Annotated in this window: 20 protein-coding genes; 8 read left to right on the forward strand and 12 right to left on the reverse strand. The window is 66.3% G+C overall.

The window, feature by feature from the left end:
- Window positions 1-136: 136 nt before the first annotated feature.
- The 5 genes from VF194_RS08810 to VF194_RS08830 all read right to left on the reverse strand — a co-directional run bounded on the left by VF194_RS08810 (window position 137) and on the right by VF194_RS08830 (window position 5,332).
- Window positions 137-844, reverse strand: a complete 708-nt coding sequence (locus tag VF194_RS08810; RefSeq protein ID WP_330890094.1) for an ABC transporter ATP-binding protein — start codon at window positions 842-844, stop codon at window positions 137-139.
- 2 nt (window positions 845-846) lie between these two features.
- Window positions 847-1,662 carry an ABC transporter ATP-binding protein gene (locus tag VF194_RS08815; protein ID WP_330890096.1) on the reverse strand — a complete coding sequence of 272 codons (816 nt, stop codon included), beginning with the start codon at window positions 1,660-1,662 and terminating at the stop codon, window positions 847-849.
- Window positions 1,659-2,984 carry a branched-chain amino acid ABC transporter permease gene (locus VF194_RS08820; protein WP_330890098.1) on the reverse strand — a complete coding sequence of 442 codons (1,326 nt, stop codon included), beginning with the start codon at window positions 2,982-2,984 and terminating at the stop codon, window positions 1,659-1,661. The genes VF194_RS08815 and VF194_RS08820 overlap by 4 nt, the downstream gene beginning before the upstream one ends.
- Window positions 2,985-2,987: 3 nt before the next feature.
- Complete coding sequence (locus tag VF194_RS08825; RefSeq protein WP_330890100.1) at window positions 2,988-3,938, reverse strand: branched-chain amino acid ABC transporter permease; 951 nt, start codon at window positions 3,936-3,938, stop codon at window positions 2,988-2,990.
- 146 nt (window positions 3,939-4,084) lie between these two features.
- Window positions 4,085-5,332, reverse strand: a complete 1,248-nt coding sequence (locus VF194_RS08830; RefSeq protein ID WP_330890102.1) for a branched-chain amino acid ABC transporter substrate-binding protein — start codon at window positions 5,330-5,332, stop codon at window positions 4,085-4,087.
- Window positions 5,333-5,496: 164 nt separating this feature from the next.
- On the opposite strand from VF194_RS08830, the gene VF194_RS08835 reads away from it, so the two are divergent.
- Complete coding sequence (locus tag VF194_RS08835; protein WP_330890103.1) at window positions 5,497-5,868, forward strand: hypothetical protein; 372 nt, start codon at window positions 5,497-5,499, stop codon at window positions 5,866-5,868.
- A 124-nt stretch (window positions 5,869-5,992) separates the two neighbouring features.
- Window positions 5,993-6,760 carry a FadR/GntR family transcriptional regulator gene (locus VF194_RS08840; RefSeq protein ID WP_330890105.1) on the forward strand — a complete coding sequence of 256 codons (768 nt, stop codon included), beginning with the start codon at window positions 5,993-5,995 and terminating at the stop codon, window positions 6,758-6,760.
- Between the two features lie 17 nt (window positions 6,761-6,777).
- Here VF194_RS08840 and VF194_RS08845 read toward each other — a convergent pair whose 3' ends face one another.
- Complete coding sequence (locus tag VF194_RS08845; protein ID WP_330890107.1) at window positions 6,778-7,983, reverse strand: branched-chain amino acid ABC transporter substrate-binding protein; 1,206 nt, start codon at window positions 7,981-7,983, stop codon at window positions 6,778-6,780.
- 171 nt (window positions 7,984-8,154) lie between these two features.
- Window positions 8,155-10,437, reverse strand: coding sequence for an NADP-dependent malic enzyme (locus VF194_RS08850; RefSeq protein WP_330890109.1), 2,283 nt, complete (start codon window positions 10,435-10,437; stop codon window positions 8,155-8,157).
- A gap of 120 nt (window positions 10,438-10,557) precedes the next feature.
- Between VF194_RS08850 and mutS the strand changes: the two genes are divergently transcribed.
- The 4 genes from mutS to VF194_RS08870 all read left to right on the forward strand — a co-directional run bounded on the left by mutS (window position 10,558) and on the right by VF194_RS08870 (window position 14,398).
- A complete protein-coding gene (mutS, locus tag VF194_RS08855) occupies window positions 10,558-13,275 on the forward strand; it encodes a DNA mismatch repair protein MutS (RefSeq protein ID WP_330890110.1) in 2,718 nt (905 codons plus the stop codon).
- 239 nt (window positions 13,276-13,514) lie between these two features.
- Window positions 13,515-13,724 (forward strand): cold-shock protein, encoded by a 210-nt coding sequence (locus VF194_RS08860; RefSeq protein ID WP_330890112.1) that lies wholly within the window; start codon window positions 13,515-13,517, stop codon window positions 13,722-13,724.
- 4 nt (window positions 13,725-13,728) lie between these two features.
- Window positions 13,729-14,064 (forward strand): YkgJ family cysteine cluster protein, encoded by a 336-nt coding sequence (locus VF194_RS08865; RefSeq protein WP_330890114.1) that lies wholly within the window; start codon window positions 13,729-13,731, stop codon window positions 14,062-14,064.
- Complete coding sequence (locus VF194_RS08870) at window positions 14,051-14,398, forward strand: DUF6481 family protein (RefSeq protein ID WP_330890116.1); 348 nt, start codon at window positions 14,051-14,053, stop codon at window positions 14,396-14,398. Before VF194_RS08865 ends, VF194_RS08870 begins: the two co-directional genes overlap by 14 nt.
- 40 nt (window positions 14,399-14,438) lie before the next feature.
- Here VF194_RS08870 and VF194_RS08875 read toward each other — a convergent pair whose 3' ends face one another.
- Together VF194_RS08875 and VF194_RS08880 are read right to left on the reverse strand one after the other, a co-directional pair.
- The gene (locus VF194_RS08875; RefSeq protein ID WP_330890119.1) at window positions 14,439-14,978 is read right to left on the reverse strand and encodes a mismatch-specific DNA-glycosylase; all 540 of its coding nucleotides are present in this window, start codon (window positions 14,976-14,978) and stop codon (window positions 14,439-14,441) included.
- A gap of 19 nt (window positions 14,979-14,997) precedes the next feature.
- Complete coding sequence (locus VF194_RS08880; RefSeq protein ID WP_330890120.1) at window positions 14,998-15,381, reverse strand: GFA family protein; 384 nt, start codon at window positions 15,379-15,381, stop codon at window positions 14,998-15,000.
- A gap of 754 nt (window positions 15,382-16,135) precedes the next feature.
- Between VF194_RS08880 and VF194_RS08885 the strand changes: the two genes are divergently transcribed.
- The gene (locus VF194_RS08885; RefSeq protein WP_330890123.1) at window positions 16,136-17,377 is read left to right on the forward strand and encodes a threonine synthase; all 1,242 of its coding nucleotides are present in this window, start codon (window positions 16,136-16,138) and stop codon (window positions 17,375-17,377) included.
- Window positions 17,378-17,440: 63 nt separating this feature from the next.
- Here VF194_RS08885 and VF194_RS08890 read toward each other — a convergent pair whose 3' ends face one another.
- On the reverse strand, window positions 17,441-18,832 hold the full coding sequence (locus tag VF194_RS08890; protein WP_330890125.1) for a glycosyltransferase family 4 protein: 1,392 nt from the start codon (window positions 18,830-18,832) through the stop codon (window positions 17,441-17,443).
- Window positions 18,833-19,104: 272 nt separating this feature from the next.
- Between VF194_RS08890 and VF194_RS08895 the strand changes: the two genes are divergently transcribed.
- Window positions 19,105-20,031 (forward strand): FkbM family methyltransferase, encoded by a 927-nt coding sequence (locus tag VF194_RS08895; protein ID WP_330890126.1) that lies wholly within the window; start codon window positions 19,105-19,107, stop codon window positions 20,029-20,031.
- Here the strand turns inward: VF194_RS08895 and VF194_RS08900 are convergent.
- Both VF194_RS08900 and VF194_RS08905 read right to left on the reverse strand, forming a co-directional pair.
- Window positions 20,028-20,540 (reverse strand): DinB family protein, encoded by a 513-nt coding sequence (locus VF194_RS08900; protein WP_330890128.1) that lies wholly within the window; start codon window positions 20,538-20,540, stop codon window positions 20,028-20,030. The two genes, VF194_RS08895 and VF194_RS08900, sit on opposite strands and share 4 nt — an antisense overlap.
- Before the next feature lie 106 nt (window positions 20,541-20,646).
- Window positions 20,647-21,819, reverse strand: coding sequence for a TAXI family TRAP transporter solute-binding subunit (locus VF194_RS08905; RefSeq protein ID WP_330890130.1), 1,173 nt, complete (start codon window positions 21,817-21,819; stop codon window positions 20,647-20,649).
- Between the last annotated feature and the right edge of the window lie 22 nt (window positions 21,820-21,841).

The following is a 21,841-nucleotide window of genomic DNA, read 5'->3' on the forward strand; positions in this document are numbered from 1 at the left end:
GCTGACCTCCTACCAGCAGGGATGGTGAATCTGATTCGTCGAAAACCCGAAACCCAAAACCGGCGCCGACTCACAAAGGACTCACCACCGTCTCAAACAGGTCCCAAGACACGATTCAGAGACATCGAACTACGCTCTAGACCTCCAGCCATTCCTTGCGGATGGCGGCGTTCTCCATGAGCTGCTTGGGGCTGCCTTCGAACACCATATGGCCGTGGCCCATCACATAGAGCCGCTGGCAGATCTTGAGCGCGATGGTCAGCTTCTGCTCGACCAGCAGGATCGAGATGCCGCGCTCGGCGATGCGTTCGAGCAGCTTGCCGACATGCTCGACCATCATCGGCGACAGGCCCTCGGTCGGCTCGTCGACCATGATCAGGTCGGGATCGCCCATCAGGGTGCGGCACATGGTCAGCATCTGCTGCTCGCCGCCTGAGAGCACGCCGGCCGGCGTATCGGCGCGCTCTTCCAGGCGCGGGAAGATCTCGAACATGTCCTGCATCGACCAGCGGCCGCCCTGCTTGGCGGATTTCTGCCCGAGATAGAGATTCTCGCGCACCGTGAGGCCGGGGAAGATGTCGCGGTTCTCCGGCACATAGCCGAGGCCCTTGCGGGCGATCTCATGCGGCTTCTTGCCGGCGATCTCCTCGCCCTTGAACAGGATCGAACCCTGCGGCGGCACATCGCCCATGATCGCCTTGATCGTGGTCGAGCGGCCGACGCCGTTGCGGCCCAGCAGCGAGACGATCTCGCCCGGCTTCACCTCGAAGGAGACGCCATGCAGGATATGGCTCTTGCCGTAATAGGCGTGCAGATCGCGCACTTGCAGCATCGCTTCACTCATCGTCAGTGCTCGCCGTCCAGGGCCTGGCCGAGATAGGCCTCCTGCACCGCCTTGTTGTTGCGGATGCGCTCGGGCGTGTCGGTGGCGATCACCTGGCCGTAGACCAGCACCGAGATGCGGTCGGCCAGGTCGAAGACCACGCTCATGTCGTGCTCGACCATGATCAGCGTGCGTCCGGCGGTCACCTTGCGGATCAGATCGACGAAATGCGTCGTCTCCGAACGGCTCATGCCGGCGGTCGGCTCGTCCAGCATCACCACGGCGGCGCCGCCGGCGATGGTGATGCCGATCTCCAGGGCGCGCTGCTCGGCATAGGTGAGCAGCCCCGCCGGCATGTCGGCGCGTTCGGCAAGGCCGATCTCGTGCAGGATATGCGCGGCGCGCTCGTTGGCGTCGTTGAGCTTGCGCACGTTCTGCCAGAAGGAATAGCGGTAGCCGAGATGCCACAGCACGCCGCAGCGCAGATTCTCGAACACCGTCATGCGCGGGAAGATGTTGGTGACCTGGAACGAGCGCGACAGGCCGCGGCGGTTGATCTCATACGGCTTCAGGCCGGTGATGTCCTCGCCGTTCAGGCTGATGCGGCCGGAGGAGAGCGGGAAGCGGCCCGAAATCAGGTGGAACAGGGTCGACTTGCCGGCGCCGTTCGGGCCGATGATGGCGTGGCGTTCGCCCTGGCGCACCGCAAGCGTCACGCCGCGGATGATCGGCGTGGCGCCGAAGCTCTTATGCACGTCGTCCAGGGCGAGGGCGAGCGGCTGCGCCAGCGATGCCGTCTGCGCCGAGGTCTGTTCCATCGCGGCGGCCTGCACGTTCATGGCCGGCCTCCGGTCGTCTCGTGCTGCGCGGCCTTGGCCTGCGGCCGGGCGGCCGCGTCGAAGGCGTCGCGCAGCAGCGGGGCCCAGCGCCGGCCGAGCAGAATCCCCGCCGCGATCAGCGCCAGCGCGATGATCCAGGCCAGCGGGTTGTTGGAATTGTAGGCGATGTAGAAGGTCCGCATCGCCGGGCCTTCGGAATTGGCCGCGACGAGCTGATGATGCGCCGTCTCGATCAGCGTCACCACGCCGGCGAAGCCCAGCAGGGCCGGGATCGCCATCAGCGCGTAATAGGGCAGCACGCGCAGCAGCGTGCCGTTGCGCCAGAGCGGCGCATGCAGCATCACCAGGCCGGCCAGGCCGCCGGGCGCGAACATCACCATGGCGATGAAGAGCAGGCCGAAATAGAGCTGCCAGGCGCCGGTGTAATCCGACAGCATGCTCTGCAGCAGGGTGACCAGCACGGCGCCGAGGATCGGGCCGAAGAAATGGCCGATGCCGCCGATATAGGCCATCAGCAGCACGACGCCCGATTGCGCGCCGGAAATGTTGAGCGAGGTTATCAGTTCGAAATTGATCGCCGTCAGGCCGCCGGCGATGCCGGCGAACAGGCCGGAAATCGAAAAGGCGAGGAAGCGCACGCGCTGCGCCGAATAGCCGACGAATTCGGCGCGTTCCGGGTTGTCGCGCACGGCATTGCACATGCGGCCCAGGGGCGTGCGGGTGAAGGCGAACATCAGCACCATGCAGAGGAAGCACCAGGCGGCGATCAGGTAATAGACCTCGATCTGCGGGCCGAATTTGTGGCCGAACATGGCCAGCATCTTGGTGCGGTTGGTGGAGATGCCTTCTTCGCCGCCGAAGAAGCCGCGCAGCACCAGCGACATCGAGGCGATCAGCTCGCCCAGCCCCAGCGTGATCATGGCGAATACGGTGCCGCCGCGCTTGGTCGAGACGGCGCCGAAGACGATGCCGGAGACAAGCCCCATGAAGCCGCCGATCAGCGGCACCAGCGGCAGCGGCACGGGCAGCCGGCCGTCGGCGATCACGTTCATGCCGTGCACGGCGAGGAAGCCGCCAAGGCCGTAATAGACGGCGTGGCCGAAGCTGAGCAGCCCGGTCTGGCCGAGCAGCATGTTGTAGCTGAGCGCGAAGACGATGGTAATGCCCATCAGGCACATGGTCGTGATCGCGGCGCCCGAGCTGAACACCTTGGGCAGCAGCAGGAAGACGAGCGCGGTGAGAATCCAGATGCCGTAGCGGCGCAGGGTGTCGAGCGAGAAGAAGCCGGCCGGCGTGCTCATGGTGGTGGTGCTTGCGCGCATGGCTCAGTTCTCCCGCGTGCCGAGAAGGCCGGTCGGCCGGAAAATCAGGATCAGCACCAGCATCAGATACGGCAGCAGGGGCCCGATCTGGGCCACGGTGACATGCCACAGGTCGCCCAGCAGGCCGGTGGTCTGCGGCCCGATGCCGAGCAGGCTGAGCGCATCGCCGAAGGAATAATTGATCGCCACGGCGAAGGTCTGGATCAGGCCGATCAGCATGGCGGAGATGAAGGCGCCGGGCAGCGAACCCAGGCCGCCGAAGACGACGACGACGAACAGGATCGGCCCCAGCGTCAGCGCCATCGCCGGATCGGTCACCAGGGCCGGCCCGGCGATCACGCCGGCGATCGCGGCCAGGCCGCAGCCGAAGCCGAACACCATCATGAACACCCTCGGCACGTTGTGGCCGAGCATCGCCACCATGCTGGGATGGGTCAGCGCCGCCTGGATGATCAGGCCGACGCGGCTGCGCGTCATGATCAGCAGCAGCAGGATGAAGATGGCGATCGAGATCAGCAGCATGAACATCCGGTAGGCCGGATAGGTGGTGCCGAACAGCTCGAAGGCGGAGAAGTCGAGCAGCGGCGGCGGCTGGTAATCGACCGGCAGCTTGCCCCAGATCATCTTGACCAGCTCCTCGATGACGAAGGCCAGCCCGAAGGTGAACAGCAGTTCGGGCACATGGCCCCATTTATGCACGGTGCGCAGGCCGTAGCGCTCGACCACGGCGCCGATTACGCCGACCAGCACCGGAGCCACGATCAGGCCGACCCAGAAACCGAAGAACTGGCTGATCTGGAATCCGAAATAGGCGCCCAGCATGTAGAAGCTGGCATGCGCGAAATTCAGCACGCCCATCATCGAGAAAATGACGGTCAGGCCGCTGGCGAGCAGGAAAAGCAGCATCCCGTACAGCAGGCCGTTCAAGGTTGAGAAGGTAATGATCTCGAGCACGCGCACTCCCCGTCGGAACTGTGTCTGCCGCCATGCCGGCGCAAGCAGGAGCCAGTCTTACGTCTTTCTCTGGCCGGCTTGCGCGGGAATGGCGGCCGATGGCAAGCGGCCCCGGAAAACCGGGGCCGCAAGTCCGGATCGGCCGATCAGCTCGGCTTCTGCATCTTGCAGGTGGTGTTGACGATGGTGGCCTGCGCCGGAACCTTGGCGACCACGTGCCAGCCCCAGCCGGTCTTCTCCTCGTCGAACTTCACATCGCCGCCGACGGGAACGAGGTTGGCGATGTACATGTCCTGGAAGAACTGGTGATCGGTCTCGCGCATGAAGGCCTCGCCACCATACATGGTCTTGTGCTTCATGCCCGCCAGCACGGGAACCAGCTTCTTCGGATCGTCCGAGCCGACCTTGTTGATCGCCTCGGCCACCATCTCCACGGCGTTGCGCACGCGCGGATAGGTCCAGCCATAGTCGTGCGTCTTGCGGAAGGCCTCTTCGAAGGCCGCGGCGTCGCCGCCGCCGGCATTGGCCAGACCCTCGACGATGCCGAAGACCTTGCCGTTCAGGCCGGACTGCTTGACCGCGGTCGGACCGCCGGCGCCGCCGGCATAGTAGGTGTAGAAGTTGGCTTCCAGACCGGCATCGCCGGCCGCCTTCAGCAGCAGCGCGATGTCGGAGCCCCAGTTGCCGGTGATCACGCTATCCGCGCCCGAAGCCTTGATCTTGGCGACATAGGGCGAGAAGTCGGTGATCTTGGCGATCGGATGCAGTTCGTCGCCGACGATCTGGACGTCGGGCCGCTTGGCCTTGAGCATCTCGATCGCCGCCTTGCGCACGCTGTGGCCGAAGGAATAGTCCTGATTGATCAGGTAGACCTTCTTGATGTTCTTGTTGGTCTTCATGTAGCTGGTCAGCGCCTGCATCTTGATGTCGCTGTTGGCGTCCCAGCGGAAATGCCAGTAGCTGCACTTCTCGTTCGTCAGCGGCGGATCGACCGCGGCGTAGTTGATGTAGAGCACTTCCTTGCCCGGATTGCGCTCGTTGTTCTTGTTGGCGAAGTCGATCAGCGCCGCGGCGATGCCCGAGCTGTTGCCCTGCGCGATGATATGGATGCCCTGGTCGACGGCCTTCTGGGCCTGCACCACGGCTTCCTGCGCCGACAGCTTGTTGTCCATCGGCACGATCTCGAGCTTCTTGCCGGCCACCCCGCCGGCCGCATTGATGCGGTCCGCCATGAAGCGGAAATCCGCCAGGCCCTGCTCGCCGATCGGCGCCATCATGCCCGACAGCGGATCGATATAGGCGATCCTGATCGTGTCTGCAGCGAATGCCGGCGCCGCCATCATGCCCATCGCCAGACCGGCGATCGCCATGCCCTTCCCGAACCTAGTCGGCATACTCTCCTCCATCCTGTTTCGTTGCGGCGGTCTCCGGTCCGCCGATCCGCTGCAAATGCAGCGAATTCCTTGATGTGTGCGAAGCGTGCATCAGGCGCGAAAAAGCTGTCAAGTTAATCCGCCCCTGCACCAATGGCTGCGGCCGCAGCGGCGCGAGGCGCCATATGTCGCGCGATGACGTTGCCCGCCTGCCGTTCCGTTCGATGCCGAAACCGTTCGTCATGCTCCGCGCCGCGCGGGTGCCGCAGCGGCAATTGACGTTGGACAAAATCCGCGGCGATCCGCAACGGCGGCGGCCGGCGGATCGGCGCAGCCGGCAGGGCTGCCTGTTTGGCGCGGATGAAGCGGAAGGGCGCCGCTGCCGTCGCGGCAGCGGAATCGGCCGCAACAGAATCAGTCTGGGCCTTTGCGTAAAGGCCAAGCATCTGCCTGTGCGTTGCGGAGAACGCCCTCGTCACGTTGCCTCCCGAGCGGCACCGCTGCGCCATGGCCTTGCGCGCAATGACGGCGGCACCGCATTATTATCGTTGTCTTGATCTAATGATTGTCGGACAATCCGACGCAAGTCAACGATGGCGTTGCGCTTATCTGGACCTTCGGGTCGGAAACGCCGATGATATCGCGACACCCGAATCGAAAATCCCGGATGAAGAGGGCTAAATGTCTGAGTCGGCGGAGAAATTCTCTCGCATCACACCGACGCCGGCCTATCAGATGGTGGCCGATGCGATCGAGCGCGAGATCCTGACCGGCCGCTTGCGGCCGGGCGATCCGATCGGCACCGAGGCCGAGCTGGTCAAGCAATTCGGCGTGAACCGCTCCACCGTGCGCGAAGGCATCCGCCTGCTCGAGCATGGCGGCCTGGTGCAGCGCGATTCCAGCCGGCGGCTCTCGGTCGGCCTGCCGCATTACAACCGGCTGACGACGCGCGTCACCCGCGCGCTGATCCTGCACGAGGTCACCTTCCGCGAATTGTGGGAAGCGACGATGGCGCTCAGCCTGGCGACCATCGAATTCGCCGTCGACCGCGCGACGCTCGACGTGATCGAGGCGCTGGAAGCCAATATCGCCGCCACCGAAGAGGTGCAGGAGGATGCGGCGGCGGTGGCCGAACTGGATACCGAATTCCACATCATCCTGGAAAAGGCCGGCAACAACCGCGTGCTGGAACTGGCGCGCGAGCCTTCGAACATGCTGATCTATCCGACCACCGAGCTGGTCATCCGCGGCGTGCCGGAAGGCGCGCAGCGTCTGGTCAAGGCGCATAAGATGCTGGTCGAGGCGCTGCGCCAGCGCGACAAGGAGATGGCGCGGCTATGGACGCGGCGCCACCTCAACGACTGGCGCAAGGGATTCGAGCGCGCCGGCAAGGAACTCGATCAGCCGATCGACCTCGTCACCATGCGCCACGCCATGCGCGAGCGCTGACGGCGCATCGACGCCCTTCACAGCGGCGCCATCCGGCAGGTCGTCGGCAGGGCGGTTGCCGCCGCCGGGATCATGCCGGCGGTCTTCCAGCCCCAGCCGGTCTTCTCCTCATCGTAATGCATCGTCGCATCCAGCGGTCCGAACGAGGCGATGTAGAAATCCTGTAAAACCTGATGGTCCGCCGCGCGCATCGTCGCCAGCCCGCCATACATGGTCCGGTGCGTCGCGCCGCTCAGCGCCCGGGCGATGCGCAGCGGATCGCTGCCGCCGGCCTTCGCCACCGCATCGGCCAGCATCTCCATCAGGAGGCGGATGCGCGGCACGTTGACGCTGCCGCCGTAGCGGGCGCGGTATTCGTCTTCCATGCGATCGATCTGCCTGAGATTGGCATGGCCCTCGATCACGGCGAAGACGCGATGCGCCAGCCCGCTCTGGCGGATCGCCGTCGGGCTGCCGATGGCGCTGGCGTAATAGGTGTACCAGCCGGCCTGCAGATGGGCGTCGGCCGCCGCCTTGAGCAGCAGGGCCAGGTCGGTGCCCCAGTTCGCCGTGATCACGCTGTCGGCGCCGCTGGCGGCGATCTTCGCCACGTAAGGCGAAAAATCCGTGATCTTGGCCAGCGGGTGCAGCTCGTCGCCGACGATCTCGATATCCGGCCGCCGCTCGGCCAGCATCGCCCTCGCCGCATCGCGCGCCGCCCGGCCGAAGGAATAATCCTGGTTGATCAGGTAGACGCGCCTGATCTCGGGCCGCTGCGCGATGAAGCGGGTCAGCGCCTGCATCTTCATGTCGCTATGGGCGTCGAAGCGGAAGTGATAGGGCGAGCATTTTTCGTTGGTCAGCACCGGATCGCCGGCCGCGTAGTTCAGATAGATCGCGGCATGTTCCGGATCGCGCGCGTTATGCTTGTCGATGAAGTCGATCAGCGCGCCGGCCGCCGCCGAGCCGTTGCCCTGCGCGATGATGCGGATGCCGGCATCGATCGCCTTCTGCGCCTGCACGATGGTTTCCTGCGGATTGAGCTTGTTGTCGAAGCCGGTGACCTCGAACCTGACCCGCTCGTTCGACAGCCGCTCGGCCATGAACCTGAAGTGATTGAGGCCGTTCTGCGTCACCGCGGCGGCCGGACCCGACAGCGGATCGATGAAGGCGATGCGGACGAGCGTCTGCGCCTGGGCGGCGCAGGCGGCGAAAACAACAGCGAGGAAGGCGAGAATGCGCATGATCGCTCCGGCATGGAAGGGCTGCCGGAGGTTTAGGAGATTCGCGCCGCCATGCAAGCCGCGGCGCGGTCACAAAAATACGGCCCGGCCACAAAAATGCATGTATGCCGATGACTTTGCCCCGCCCGGGCGCAGCCCGGGCGGAACGAGCGTCCGCATTCGTCGCCGTCTCTACTGGCTGATCGCGCTATAGGCGGCGAGCGCGGCGATGTTGACCAGCTCGGAGACGCTGGCGCCCATCTGCACGATCTGCACCGGCTTCTCCAGGCCGATCAGCAGCGGCCCGATCACCGTGCCGCCGCCCAGTTCCTGCAGGAGCTGCGAGGAAATCAGCGCCGAATGCAGGCCGGGCATGATCAGCACGTTGGCCGGGCCGGACAGGCGGCTGAACGGATAGAGCTTCATCAGGTCCGGATTCAGCGCCACGGCGGCCGACATCTCGCCGTCGTATTCGAAATCGAGCGGATGCCCGCCGGTCACCCGCGCATCCAGTTCGAGCACGGCCTGGCGCACCTTCTCGACCACGCCGCCGGGCGCGTTGCCGAAATTGGAATGCGACAGCAGGGCGACACGCGGCTCCTGGCCCATCTGGCGCGCCACGGCGGCGGCCTGCATGGCGATCTGGCACAGATCCGCCGGCTCGGGCAGTTCGGTGATCGTGGTATCGGCCATGAACACCGTGCGGCCCTTGGCGACGATGATGCTCAGGCCCATCACGCGCTGGCCGCGCGCGCCGTCGATCGCCAGCCGCACGCCGTCGTAGGAGACGGAATAGGTGCGCGTCACGCCGGTCACCATCGCATCGGCATGGCCGTGCGCCACCATGCAGGCGCCGAACACGTTGCGGTCGAGATTGACCAGCCGCTGGCAGTCGCGGTGCAGCATGCCGCGGCGGCGGTGCCGCTTGTAGAGATAGTCGGTATAGAGCGCGTTATGCTCGGACAGCCGCGCATTGTGGATTTCGCAGCCGTCGAGATTCTTCAGCCCGATCGCCTTCATGGTGGCTTCGATGCGCTCGGAGCGGCCGATCAGGACCGGCGTGCCGTAGCCGGCATCGCGGAAGGCCAGCGCGGCGCGGATCACCGTTTCCTCCTCGCCCTCGGCGAAGACGACGCGCTTGGGATTGGCCACCACCTGGTCGAAGAAGATCTGCAGCGAGCCGACGGTGGGATTGAGCCGCGCGCGCAGCTCGGCGGCATAGCCGCTCCAGTTCTCGATCGGCTTGCGCGCCACGCCGGACTTCACCGCCGCCTTGGCGACCGCCAGCGGCACCTCGACGATCAGCCGCGGATCGAAGGGCGAGGGAATGATGTAGCCGGGGCCGTATTTCGGCCTGTCGCCCTTGTAGGCGGCGGCGACCTCGTCGGGCACGTCCTCGCGCGCCAGCATGGCGATGGCCTCTGCGGCGGCGATCTTCATTTCGTCGTTGATCGTCGTCGCCCGCACATCGAGCGCGCCGCGGAAGATGTACGGAAAGCCGAGCACGTTGTTGACCTGGTTCGGATAGTCCGAGCGGCCGGTCGCCATGATCACGTCGCTGCGGCAGGCCAGGGCCTCTTCCGGCGTGATTTCGGGATCGGGATTGGCCATGGCGAAGACGATCGGATTCGGCGCCATCGACTTCAGCATCTCCGGCGTCAGCGCGCCCTTCACCGACAGGCCGAAGAAGACGTCGGCGCCCTTGAGCGCGTCGGCCAGGGTGCGCGCGCTGGTCTTGACCGCATGCGCCGATTTCCACTGGTTCATGCCTTCGCTGCGGCCCTGATAGACCACGCCCTTGGTGTCGCAGAGAATCACGTTCTCGTGGCGCATGCCCATGGCCTTGACCAGTTCGGTGCAGGCGATGCCCGCCGAGCCGGCGCCGTTGACCACCATCTTGACGTCCTTGATGTCGCGCCCGCTCAGGTGCAGCGCGTTGATCAGGCCGGCGGCCGAGATGATCGCCGTGCCGTGCTGGTCGTCATGGAAGACCGGAATGTCCATCAGCTCGCGCAGGCGCTGCTCGATGACGAAGCATTCCGGCGCCTTGATGTCTTCCAGGTTGATGCCGCCGAAGCTGGGGCTGAGGAAGCGCACGCAGTTGACGAACTCGTCGACATCCTCGGTCGAGACTTCCAGGTCGATGGAATCGACGTCGGCGAAGCGCTTGAACAGCACCGCCTTCCCTTCCATCACCGGTTTTCCGGCCAGGGCGCCGAGATTGCCCAGGCCCAGCACCGCCGTGCCGTTCGAGATCACCGCCACCATGTTGCCGCGCGAGGTATAGTCGTAGGCGGTGTCCGGGTTCTTCTGGATCGCCAGGCAGGGGGCCGCGACGCCCGGGCTGTATGCCAGGCTGAGGTCCCGGGTGGTCGCCATCGGCTTGGTCGGGACGACTTCCAGCTTGCCGGGCTGGCCCATTTTGTGGAATTCGAGGGCGTCGTCGTACAGGCTCGGGCTTTTTGTCTCGCTCATATGTCTCTGCTTGTCGAAGTCAACTCGGGGTCTCTTCCCGGCATTCATCATAAGACCAAGGCGCGAGGGGTTAAAAGGGCTGTCTCCTGTGCTATGCATCGGCCGCAGCGACTCCATGCCATGAACAAGCCAGAACATCCCGTCCGGCCGCCGGACCTGCCCGCCGGCACCTCCCCGCTGATGGCCCAGTATCTGACCATCAAGGCGGCGCATCCCGATTGCCTGCTGTTCTACCGGATGGGGGATTTCTACGAACTGTTCTTCGACGATGCCGCCACGGCGGCCCGGGCGCTCGACATCGCCCTGACCCGGCGCGGCGAGCATGACGGCCGGCCGATCCCGATGTGCGGCGTGCCGGTGCATGCCGCCGACGCCTATCTCTCCCGTCTGATCCGCCAGGGCTTCAAGGTCGCGGTCTGCGAGCAGACCGAGGACCCGGCCGAGGCGAAGAAGCGCGGCAGCAAATCCGTGGTGCGGCGCGAGGTGGTGCGCGTGGTCACGCCCGGCACCATCACCGAGGACAGCCTGCTCGATGCGCGGCGCAACAATTATCTTGCTGCACTTGCACAGGCGGGCGGCAGCGACGGCGGCGCGCTGGCGCTGGCCTGGCTCGACATCTCGACCGGCGAATTCGGCCTGACCGAGACCGGCGAGACTGCGCTCGCCGCCGATCTCGCCCGCATCGGCCCGCGCGAACTGGTGCTGCCCGAAAGCCTGCTGGCGCGGGCCGAGTTGCGCCTTCTGCTCGCGCAGGCCGGCGCCGCCCCGGGAACCGCCCAGGGAATTGTCCAGGGCCTGGCCGAGGGAATCGCCCTGTCGCCGCTGCCCGCGGCGCGTTTCGATTCCATCGCCGGCGAGCGCCGCCTGCGGGCGGTCCTGGGCGTCGCCACCCTGGATGCCTTCGGCGCGTTCAGCCGCGCCGAGCTTTGCGCCGCCGGCGCGCTGCTCGACTATGTCGAACTGACCCAATGCGGCCGGCTGCCGCGGCTCGATCCGCCGGTGAAGCAGACGCCGCGCAGCGTGATGGCGATCGACCCGGCCACGCGGCGCAATCTCGAACTGACCGAAACCCTGAGCGGCCAGCGCGACGGCGCGCTGCTGGCCACCATCGACGAGACGCTGACCGGCGCCGGCGCGCGCCTGCTGGCGCAGCGGCTGCAGGCGCCGCTGACCGATCCGCAGCGCATCGCCGCGCGCCACGATGCCGTGGCCTATCTCGCCGACGGGGTGCGGCTGCGCGAGGATATCCGCGACGCGCTGCGCCGCGTGCCGGATCTGTCGCGCGCGCTGTCGCGGCTCAGCCTGGGCCGCGGCGGCCCGCGCGATCTGGCCAGTCTGCGCGACGGCCTCGCCCAGGCCGGCGCGCTGCGCGCCCGGCTGGCGGTGGAGGCCGCTTTGCCGCCCGAGCTTGCCGCCCTGCGCGACGGCCTCGGCGATCATGCCGCCCTGGTGGACGCGCTCGATGCGGCCCTGGCCGAGGACCTGCCGCTGCTGCAGCGCGATGGCGGCTTCGTCAAGGCCGGCCACAGCGCGGCGCTGGACGAACTGCGCCTGCTGCGCGACGAAAGCCGGCGCCATATCGCCGCCCTGCAGGAGAAATATGCCGGCCGGACCGGCATCGCCGCGCTGAAGGTGCGCCATAACAACCAGCTCGGCTATTACATCGAGATCGCGCCGAAATTCGCGCCGCAGATGGGCGCCGAATTCATCCACCGCCAGACCATGGCGAATGCGATGCGCTATTCCACCCCGGAATTGTCCGAACTGGAAGCCAGGATCGCCCAGGCGGCCGAGCGCGCGATCGCGCTGGAGCTGGAGATTTTCGACGGCCTGCTGCGCCAGGTGCTCGATGCCGCGCAGCCGATCACCGAGGCGGCGAATGCCCTGGCCGCGCTGGACGTGACCGCCGCCCTGGCCGAACTCGCCGTGCAGCGCCGCTGGGTGCGGCCCGCCATCGACGACAGCCTCGCCTTCCATGTCGAAGCCGGCCGCCATCCGGTGGTGGAGGCGGCGCTCGGCCGGGCGGGCCAGGGCGAACAATTCGTCGCCAATGACTGCGATCTCGGCGACGGCCAGCGGCTATGGCTGCTGACCGGCCCGAACATGGCCGGCAAATCCACCTTCCTGCGCCAGAATGCGCTGATCGCCATCCTGGCGCAGATGGGCAGCTTCGTGCCGGCCGCGCGGGCGCATCTGGGCGTCGTCGACCGCCTGTTCTCCCGCGTCGGCGCCGCCGACGATCTGGCGCGCGGCCGCTCGACCTTCATGGTCGAGATGGTGGAGACCGCCGCCATCCTGCATCAGGCGGGCGAGCGCGCCCTGGTGATCCTGGACGAGATCGGCCGCGGCACGGCCACCTTCGACGGCCTGTCGATCGCCTGGGCGGTGGTGGAATACCTGCATGAGAAAAGCCGCTGCCGCGGGCTGTTCGCGACGCATTACCACGAGCTGACGGCGTTGGCCGAAAAGCTGCCACAGCTCAGCAACCATACGCTGAAGGTGAAGGAATGGCAGGGCGAGCTGATCTTCCTGCATGAGGTCGGCCCCGGCGCCGCCGACCGCTCCTACGGCATTCAGGTCGCCAGGCTGGCCGGCCTGCCCGAGGCGGTGCTGCGCCGCGCCGCCGACGTGTTGCACACCCTGGAGAAAAGCGGCCAGACGGCAAGCTCGGCCAAGCTGGTCGACGATCTGCCGCTTTTCTCGCTGGCCGCCCCGGCGCCGGCTGCGGCCGCGCCCTCCGCCGTCGAAAGCGCCCTGCGCAGCGCCGATATCGACGCGCTCTCGCCGAAACAGGCACTCGATCTGCTCTATCAGCTCAAGGGGCTGCTGAAGGAGTGAGCCCTTTTACGCATCGCTCCTTTCATGCGTCGCTATTGTCTTGCTTCCGCCGCCGATAGGGCGTAGGGTTCCGGCATCGACATTTTGGCCGGACGATCTGGCTGTTTCGCCCTGGACTTGCTGATTGCGGCTTTGCCGGGCGCGCTTTCCGACTTTCTCTCCAAATATCGAAACCCGGGCATCCGGGCGCCATCGGTTGCGCCCGCGCCCGTCCATCTTCACTGACAAAGGAAATCCCCATGCAAACGGGTATCGTCAAGTTCTACAACGGCTCCAAAGGCTTCGGCTTCATTCAGCCCGAAGGCGGCGGCAAGGATGTCTTTGTGCATGCCTCGGCGCTCGAGCGCGCCGGCCTGAGATCGCTGGCCGAGGGCCAGAAGGTTTCGTTCGACACCGAACAGGACAGCCGCTCGGGCAAGATCGCCGTCCGCAGCATCTCGGCCGCCTGATCGGGTGGCGAAAAAGCCTGGCGCGGCGTTCGACTGCCAAAGCTGCGGTGCCTGTTGCGCGGTTTCGCGCGATTGGCCGCGTTTCTCCCTGGAAGACGATGCCGCGCTGGCCCGCATTCCGGCCGCGTTCGTCGATGACGAGCGTGGCCGGATGCGGTGCGACGGCGATCGCTGCTCGGCCCTGAACGGCCGGGTCGGCGAAGCGACCTCTTGCGCCGTCTATGCGATGCGCCCCGATGTCTGCCGCGCCTGTTCACCCGGCGACGATGCCTGCCTGATGGCGCGGCGTCATTTCGGTTTCGAGAGCGATACAGAAAGCAGGATGAATGAACGGATATAAGAACGAAAACTTCGGCGACCGGCTGGCCGGCGCCGCCGCCGCGCGCAAGGCCGCGCTGGAGAAATTCCGCGCCAGGCCCGCCGCCGATGATCCGGCCGTGCTGGCGCGCCAGGCCGCCCGTGCCGCCGTGAATGCCGAACGCGAGCGCCGCCAGGCCGAGCGCAAGCTGGCCCGCGAGGCCGAAGCCCTTCATGCCGCCGCAGCGGCAAAGGCGCGGGCCGCCGAAGCCGCCGCCCTGGCCGAACGTCAGGCCGCCGAAGCTGCCGCCTTGCTGCTGGCGCAGAAGGCAGCCCGCGACGCCCGCTATGCGGCGCGCAAAAGCCGCAGGAAATAAACGAGACATAAAGCCGTGCCGCTGCCGCGCGCGGCCGCGGTCACGCCAGGCTTTGCGGCAGCCCGCCGTACAGCCGCTTCAGATCCTGCCAGGGCGCGATGGTCCAGAAGCTGCCGGCGCGGCCCGAGGGCGAGGGCAGCACGAACAGCCTGGTCGCCTCGAATCTCTGCGGCTGCAGGCCATAGGCCGGCGGCGTTTTGACGGCGAAGACATGCCGCAGGAAAACCTGCGCCGGCCGCTTGGCGGTGAAGGCGAGGATGGCCGGGCGATGGCGCGCGATCTTGGCGGCCAGGCCGGCCGGATCGTCATGCGCGGGCGACAGGTCGGTGTCGTTGCCGAATTCGGTCTTGTTGATGTCGGTCAGGCCGATGCCGAGCGCCAGCAGCTCATGCCAGTCCTGCGGCCTGAACAGGCGCGGCGTCAGGCCGACGGCGAACAGCGTCGGCCAGAATTTGTTGCCCGGCTTGGCATAGGGCGCCTTCGCCCGCGTCGAGGCCGCGCCCACGGCCGAGCCGCAGAAAACCAGCTTCAGCCCCGGGCCGATCAGGTCGGGGATGATGTCGCGGCCGGCATTTGGCATTGCGGGCGATGCCGCCGCGTCAGGCGCTTTTGCCGTCATATCGCGTGATGGTCAGCGCGTCGAGATCGACATCCTCCAGGCAGCGCACATTGACCGCCACCATGCGTGCGCCGTTCGGTGCCGTGCCGGTGGCGAACGACGTCACGCCGCAGGTCCTGCAGAAGAGATGGTGGATGTTCTTCGTGTTGAACTGATAGTCGGTGACCGCGTCCTTGCCGGCCAGCAGCCTGAAGGCGTCGGCCGGCACGAAGCTGAACAGCGTGCCCTTGCGCCGGCAGATCGAGCAGTTGCAGGACAGCACCGGCGTCTTTAGCGCGCCGCTTACCTCGTATCGCACCGCGCCGCAATGGCAACTGCCCTTGCAGGTTTGGGGGCGAGGTTGTTGAGTCTGAGTCTGGGGCATGCATCGCTCCGTTTACCGGTTGTACCGGTTCTATCGGTTCGCCACTGATATACGCTCCTGCGCGCGCCGCAAATCCAGGCTGCGCCCGCGGCGCGGCATGGCGATAAAACCGGCCTTGATTTTATTCCTGTTTTATATACACCATATGTTCCAAATGTGCAACCGGTTTTCTGCGGTTTCCGGCATACTCCTGTAGTTGGCGTCATGTCGCCGGCCAGGACCGGTGGCCGCCACTGGATATGAGATGCCCCGGTCAAGCCGGGCATGACGGCAAGCCGGGCATGACGAAAAGAATGGGAAAGGGGTGAAAGGAGAGCGGTCCGGAATGGCCGAAAACGGTCGCCAGCGGTCACGAACGGTCACGAATGGTCCGCAGCGGTTGCCTGCCGTCGCCGGCGGCGCGAAGCGGGATTAATAGAGAAGAAGAGACAGAGAGAAGAGGGAGACAGGGAGAAGAGGGAGACAGGGAGAAGAGAAAGACAGGCCAGATAAGGCGCCGCCGCGCGGTTTAAGCGCGGATAAGCGCCGCCAGGCGAACATCCGTCGCAAATCGACCCGAATCCGACCCGAACCGGCCTGAATCCGACCCGAACCGGACCGAATGCGACTCGCATTCGCCGGAACGTGATTCGAATCCGCCCCAAAGCCGTACCGAAACGGTTCACAAGCGCGGCGAAACGGACTGATATGAAGCATTGATTGCACTGCCATCATTTCCTCCCGCCGCGATGTAGAACCCAGCAAGGCCAGCCCCATGAGCGCACCCGCTTCCATCCCCGAGACGCCCACCTTCGTTACCCATCTCGAATGCGGCATGACCGGCGAGCGGCTGCCCGCCGATACGCTGCACAATCTCTCGCCCAAGGGCTATCCCATCCTGGTGCGCTACGATCTCGCCGGCGTGAAGGCGGCGATGACGAAGGAGAAGATCGCCGCGCGCGCGCCGAACTGGTGGCGCTATCGCGAATTGCTGCCGGTGCGGCGCACCGAAAACGTCGTCAGCCTCGGCGAGGTGATGACGCCGCTGATCCCGCTGCCGCGCCTCGCCCGGGCGCTGGGCGCCAGCGGCGCGGTGATCGTCAAGGACGAAGGCCGGCTGCCGACCGGCAGTTTCAAGGCGCGCGGTCTGGCGCTCGCCGTCTGCATGGCCAAGGAACTGGGCGTGACCAAGATGGCGATGCCGACCAACGGCAATGCCGGCGCAGCGCTGGCCGCCTATGCGGCGCATGTCGGCATCGAGACGGTGGTGTTCTGCCCCGACGATACGCCGCAGGTGAACATGGACGAGATCGCCCTGCAGGGCGCGCGGCTCTACAAGGTCAACGGCCTGATCAACGATTGCGGCAAGCTGGTCAACGAGGGCAAGGCGGCGGCGGGCTGGTTCGACACTTCCACCCTGAAGGAGCCCTACCGCATCGAGGGCAAGAAGACGATGGGGCTGGAACTGGCCGAACAGCTCGGCTGGGAACTGCCCGATGCGATCTTCTATCCCACCGGCGGCGGCACCGGCCTGATCGGCATGTGGAAGGCCTTCGCCGAACTGGAGGCGATCGGCTTCATCGGCAAGAAGCGCCCGAAGATGATCGCCGTGCAGGCGGCGGGCTGCGCGCCGATCGTGCGCGCCTTCGAACAGGGCGAGCGCCATGCCAGGCTGTGGGAGAATGCGCATACCATCGCCTCCGGCATCCGCGTGCCGGCGGCGATCGGCGATTTCCTCATCCTGGACGCCGTGCGCGAAAGCAACGGCTTCGCCATCGCCGTCGAGGATGCGGCCATCGCGGCCGGGCTGGACGAGGTGGCGAAAGGCGAGGGCCTGCTGCTCTGCCCCGAGGGCGCCGCGACCTATGCCGCCTACAAGCAGACGCTGGCCGACGGGCGCATCAAGAAGAACGAGCGCGTGGTGCTGTTCAACTGCGCCTCGGGGCTGAAATACCCGATGCCGCAGGGCGGCAAGTCGCTCGACCGCTTCGCGCAGATCGACTACGCGGCCCTGTGAGCAGACGGAATGTGAGCAGACGGAATGTGAGCAGACGGAAATCGTAAGCCGGCGCAAAGCCGGCTAGGCGATCAGCGGCAGCAGGCCCAGGCCGAAGGCAAGACCCTGGCCGATGATCGAGCAGATGCCGATATTGCCGAGGTCGAAGGACGGCATGTATTCATGCGTCTGATGCGGCCCGGCGGCCGGCTGGTCGTTGGCGGTCCGGCGGGCCGGGCTGAGGATGCGGGTGTAGAGCTCGTGATAGCGCGCGGCCACCACCTCGATGTCGAATTCGGCTTCCACCTTGGCCCGCGCCGCCGCGCCGAGATCGTTGCCCGAGGCGATCTGTTCGAGGCACCACAGGATGCCCTGCGCCAGGTCGTCGGGGCGGAAGGGCCTGGCGAGATAGCCGTCGACGCAATGGCTGATGATGTCGCGCGGCCCGCCATGATCGAAGGCGACCACCGGCGTGCCGCAGGCCATCGCCTCGATCAGCGTCTTGCCGAACGCCTCCTGCAGCGACGGCATCACCGCGACGTCGGAGCTGGCATACAGCCGGGTCAGCCGCTCGTCGTCGTTGATGTAGCCGACATGGCGGATCTCGATGCCGGTCTCGGGGATGTCGCCGGGCTGCAGGTCGCCGAAGACGACCAGCAGGATCTTCTCGGCGCCGGGATGGCGGCCGAGCAGTTCCAGCGCGCCGAGCAATTCGCGAAAGCCCTTGCGGGCGTCGCGCATCGCGTTGATGGCGCCGTAGGTGACGATCCAGCGGTTGTTCGGCAGGCCGAATTGCTGGCGCGCCGTCGCCTTCGGGAAGGGACGGAAGACGGCGGTGTCGAGGCCGTTGGGCAGCACCTCGATCGGCAGATGGCCGAGCAGCGGGCTTTGCCGCGCGCAGTCGCCGAGCCAGTGGCTGATCGGCACCAGCCAGAGATCGGCGTCGCGCCAATGCTTCTGCTTCTGGCGCCAGATGCGGCGCGACAGATCCTCCGGATCGTCGGAATTGAGCTGCGGGCAGGCGCCGCAGCCCTCGAGATACTGATCGCAGCCGCCGGTGTAATGGCAGCCGCCGGTGAAGCTCCACATGTCGCGCAGGGTCCAGACCACCGGGCGGTGGAAATGCTTGAGCGCGGCGATCGGCAGAAAGCCGGCGCCGACCCAGTGCAGATGGATGATGTCCGGCGCCAGCGCCTTGACCGCCTGGTCGAGCCGGCCGGGCAGCCAGCCGACGCTCCAGAAGGATTCGTCGGTCTTCTCGTAGCGGCGCAGCGGCAGGTCGTCGAGGCGCATGCGCAGCTTCGCCGCGACGCGCTTGAGCAGCGGCAGGCGCAGCACCGAGGGATCGTCGCCGCGCTTGCTGCCGACCATCAGCGCGGAATCGACATTGCGCCGGCGCAGCGCCTCGTGCAGCCACAGGGAGCCGCGCGCCGCGCCGCCGTCGGTGTCGAACGTGCTCAGATGCAGGATTCTCATGCGCAGGTCATCCCGGCGAGGCATACATGGCCACCGCGGCAGACCCGGTCACACGGGATGCGCATCGCTCCACCATTCTTGCTGTTCCGACCACCATTCAAGATTACGTAGCATCCCGCGCGTGACAACCAAGTCTGCGTGACCACGAGGTGACCGCGGCACGAAAAGGTCACGGTGTCGCATAGCCTGCGGGCTTGATTGCCGGCGCGCATCTCCGCAGTCTGCCGAGGAATCGTTCCAGCCAACGAGCAAAGCGAATTGGAGAGACGTCAATGCGCCTGGGGCTGCGTCCTTTTATCGGTCGGTTGCGCTGGATCAGGGATTATCCGCCCTATTACGAGGATCCGACGCGGTTTGCGTTGCGCACGCTGCTGTTCACCTGGCGCGAGCAGCTGGCCGGCGGCGATCTCGAATTCGAGGCCTGCGGCGGCTGTCTGTTCCGCTCGCCGCGCAACAACATCTCATCCTTCATCGCCGCGATTTTCGGCCAGCGCGATCTCAACATCACGCGCTTCTGGCGCCGCGCGCTGCCGCCCGGCTCGGTCTTCTTCGATATCGGCGGCAATATCGGCCTCTATGCCGTGCCGGCCAGCCAGCAGGTCGGCGGCGCGGGCTGCGTCGTCAGCTTCGAGGCGCATCCCGCCATCTACGGCTATCTGCTGTCCAACGTGGCGCGCAATTGCGACGGCAACATCACGGTGGAGAATCTCGCCGTCGGCAGCGAAAGCGGTGAAACCCGGATCGCCTTCAACGGCCGCAATCCGGGCGAGAGCCATATCGCGACCCGGACCGAGCAGGGCGAAACCGTCCCGGTGGTCGCGCTCGACGATTACTGCGCCCGGCGCGGCATCGCCCGCATCGACTACATCAAGATCGACGTGGAAGGCTTCGAGGCGAATGTCCTGCGCGGCGCGCGCGCGATGATCGCCGCCAATCCGTCGATCCTGATCCAGACGGAATACGAGCCGCAGCATCTGTCCCGTTATGGCCAGCCGACGGAAATGGCCGACCTGCTCATCGGCTGGGGCTTCCGGCCGCATTGCGTCAACTGGACCGATGGCGCGCCGATGCCGCTCGACAGCCTGGAGAATTATGCCGGCGAGATCGTCTGGAGCCGGGAGGAGCTTTGCCGCGAGGATTGGCAGCCGGCGCTGCTGCGCCGGCAGCCGCAGCCGGCGGAGGCCTCGGCCGCCGACTAGGCCGTCTCGCGCAGATAGTGAATCAGGTCGAGCGGCGGCGGCGCAGCGCCGGCATGGCTCAGCAGGCCATGCACCTGGCCGCGATGATGGGTCTGGTGATTGAAGAAATGCATCAGCGGCGGCAGCAGCGGATCGGTGAAGGTCTCGCCGCGCGAGTTGGTGTAGGTGAAGGTCCGGCCCAGCTGCGCCGCGTCGATGCCATCGCAATAGGCGATGATCTCGTCGTCCTTCGCCGCGCGCGCGGCGCGCAGCTGTGCGAAATCCTGATGCAGGATCTGATTGAGCGCCGTGATATGCGCGGGGACGGCATTCTTGAAGCGGCCCAGCCAGATGCTGTCGCCGACCAGGATGTGATTGAGCGTCGCGTGAATGCTGCCGAAGAAGCTCGGCCGCGCCGCGTAGTATCCTGCCGGCGCCAGCGCGGCGCAGGCATCATAGAGCCGGCGGTTGGCCCATTGGTTGTAGCGGGCGGAACGGCGGATATGCTCGAGCAGAAGGTCGGCGGACATGAGGCGGCCCTTTCATTGGCCGCCTCACTATACGGTCGCCGCGCAGCGGGAATGAAGCGCAGAATTGTCCCGCTGCAATTGCGCCGAATTCAACCGGCGACGGGGATCACCACTCGGTCAGCACCGGCTCCATGCCGGCCTTGACGAGCGCATCGGCGCGCATCTTCTGCCAGGCTTTCATCGCCGCCGCATCGTCCGCGTACGAGCCCTTCCCATGCGCCGCCCAGGCATCCGCCAGCACCTTCTGGCGCTTGATCAGCTCGGCATTGCTCTTGTCGTATTCGGGCTTCCAGACGCCGATCTCCTTGAAGTATTTGACGGCGCCCTCATGCACCGGCACGACCCAGTCGAAGACCTGGCGCTTGAGGTCCCAGCCGATATTGCCGGGCGCCGCGTCCTTGTAGTCGTTGAACAGTTCGACCATCGCCTTGGTCATGGCATAGACCAGGCCGGCATCGACGTTTTCATAGGTCATCAGCACCGGATAGGGATAGGTGGCGCCTTCGACCGGCTTCTCCTTCGACAGGCCGGCACCCTCGGTGCCCATGAAGGGCACGTAGAACGGCGCATGCGCCTTCAGGCGCTTCCAGCCCTCCTTGTCGCCATGCGGAACCGTCGGCCAGGCGATGCCGCGCGGCGAGGATTCGATCTGGAAGGCCTTGCCGGAAATGGTCGAGGTGAAGGCGGCGTCCACCTGATTGTTGATGATGCCGTCCATCGCCTGGCCGAAGCCGCCGAACTCGACCTTCGTCACGTCGTTCCAGGTCAGGTTGGCATAGGCGAGCAGCGCGGTGATGTTCTGGTTCAGCGACGGCGCGCCGATCACCCAGGCGATGCGCTTGCCTTTCAGGTCGGCGATCGTCTTCACGCCGAGATCGCCGGCGGCGACGATGGTCAGCAGCGCGTCGGAATTGTTCAGCAGCAGCGAGCGGACCGGCTGCGGGCCCCAGCCCTTGCCGCCGAACTCGTACATGCCTTCCTGCGCCATGTAGGTGCCGCCGACGCCGTTGGCGGAGAAGGGCACCTTGCCCTCGCGCAGCGGCACGGTGCGGGAGACGTCGTTCTTGCCCGGCAGCACGCGCAGCGTGACGCCCATCTTGTTCTTCAGCGCATTGCCGATCGCAACCGCCTGGTTGTAGCCGCCCGAGCCGACATCATAGGCGGTCCAGGTCAGCTGCGACGGCAGCTTCTGCGCCAGGGCAGTGCCGCCCGTGATCGTCAGCGCCGCCATCGCGGCGGCGCCGAGCGCGATGCGCAACGGCTTGATTGCATGCTTCATGAGAGCTCCCTCCTGCGTTCCC

The organism is Ferrovibrio sp., from assembly GCF_036381655.1.
Lineage (GTDB): Bacteria > Pseudomonadota > Alphaproteobacteria > Ferrovibrionales > Ferrovibrionaceae > Ferrovibrio.

Excerpts from the sequence above, each read along its gene's own strand:
- VF194_RS08890 (WP_330890125.1), bottom strand. The coding sequence starts at position 18,832 with ATGAGAATCCTGCATCTGAGCACGTTCGACACCGACGGCGGCGCGGCG.
- VF194_RS08820 (WP_330890098.1), bottom strand. The coding sequence starts at position 2,984 with ATGCGCGCAAGCACCACCACCATGAGCACGCCGGCCGGCTTCTTCTCG.
- VF194_RS08905 (WP_330890130.1), bottom strand. The coding sequence starts at position 21,819 with ATGAAGCATGCAATCAAGCCGTTGCGCATCGCGCTCGGCGCCGCCGCG.
- VF194_RS08900 (WP_330890128.1), bottom strand. The coding sequence starts at position 20,540 with ATGTCCGCCGACCTTCTGCTCGAGCATATCCGCCGTTCCGCCCGCTAC.
- VF194_RS08860 (WP_330890112.1), top strand. The coding sequence starts at position 13,515 with ATGCAAACGGGTATCGTCAAGTTCTACAACGGCTCCAAAGGCTTCGGC.
- VF194_RS08810 (WP_330890094.1), bottom strand. The coding sequence starts at position 844 with ATGAGTGAAGCGATGCTGCAAGTGCGCGATCTGCACGCCTATTACGGC.
- VF194_RS08870 (WP_330890116.1), top strand. The coding sequence starts at position 14,051 with ATGAACGGATATAAGAACGAAAACTTCGGCGACCGGCTGGCCGGCGCC.
- VF194_RS08840 (WP_330890105.1), top strand. The coding sequence starts at position 5,993 with ATGTCTGAGTCGGCGGAGAAATTCTCTCGCATCACACCGACGCCGGCC.
- VF194_RS08835 (WP_330890103.1), top strand. The coding sequence starts at position 5,497 with ATGTCGCGCGATGACGTTGCCCGCCTGCCGTTCCGTTCGATGCCGAAA.
- VF194_RS08815 (WP_330890096.1), bottom strand. The coding sequence starts at position 1,662 with ATGAACGTGCAGGCCGCCGCGATGGAACAGACCTCGGCGCAGACGGCA.
- VF194_RS08850 (WP_330890109.1), bottom strand. The coding sequence starts at position 10,437 with ATGAGCGAGACAAAAAGCCCGAGCCTGTACGACGACGCCCTCGAATTC.
- VF194_RS08845 (WP_330890107.1), bottom strand. The coding sequence starts at position 7,983 with ATGCGCATTCTCGCCTTCCTCGCTGTTGTTTTCGCCGCCTGCGCCGCC.
- VF194_RS08885 (WP_330890123.1), top strand. The coding sequence starts at position 16,136 with ATGAGCGCACCCGCTTCCATCCCCGAGACGCCCACCTTCGTTACCCAT.
- VF194_RS08895 (WP_330890126.1), top strand. The coding sequence starts at position 19,105 with ATGCGCCTGGGGCTGCGTCCTTTTATCGGTCGGTTGCGCTGGATCAGG.
- VF194_RS08830 (WP_330890102.1), bottom strand. The coding sequence starts at position 5,332 with ATGCCGACTAGGTTCGGGAAGGGCATGGCGATCGCCGGTCTGGCGATG.
- VF194_RS08880 (WP_330890120.1), bottom strand. The coding sequence starts at position 15,381 with ATGCCCCAGACTCAGACTCAACAACCTCGCCCCCAAACCTGCAAGGGC.
- mutS (WP_330890110.1), top strand. The coding sequence starts at position 10,558 with ATGAACAAGCCAGAACATCCCGTCCGGCCGCCGGACCTGCCCGCCGGC.
- VF194_RS08875 (WP_330890119.1), bottom strand. The coding sequence starts at position 14,978 with ATGCCAAATGCCGGCCGCGACATCATCCCCGACCTGATCGGCCCGGGG.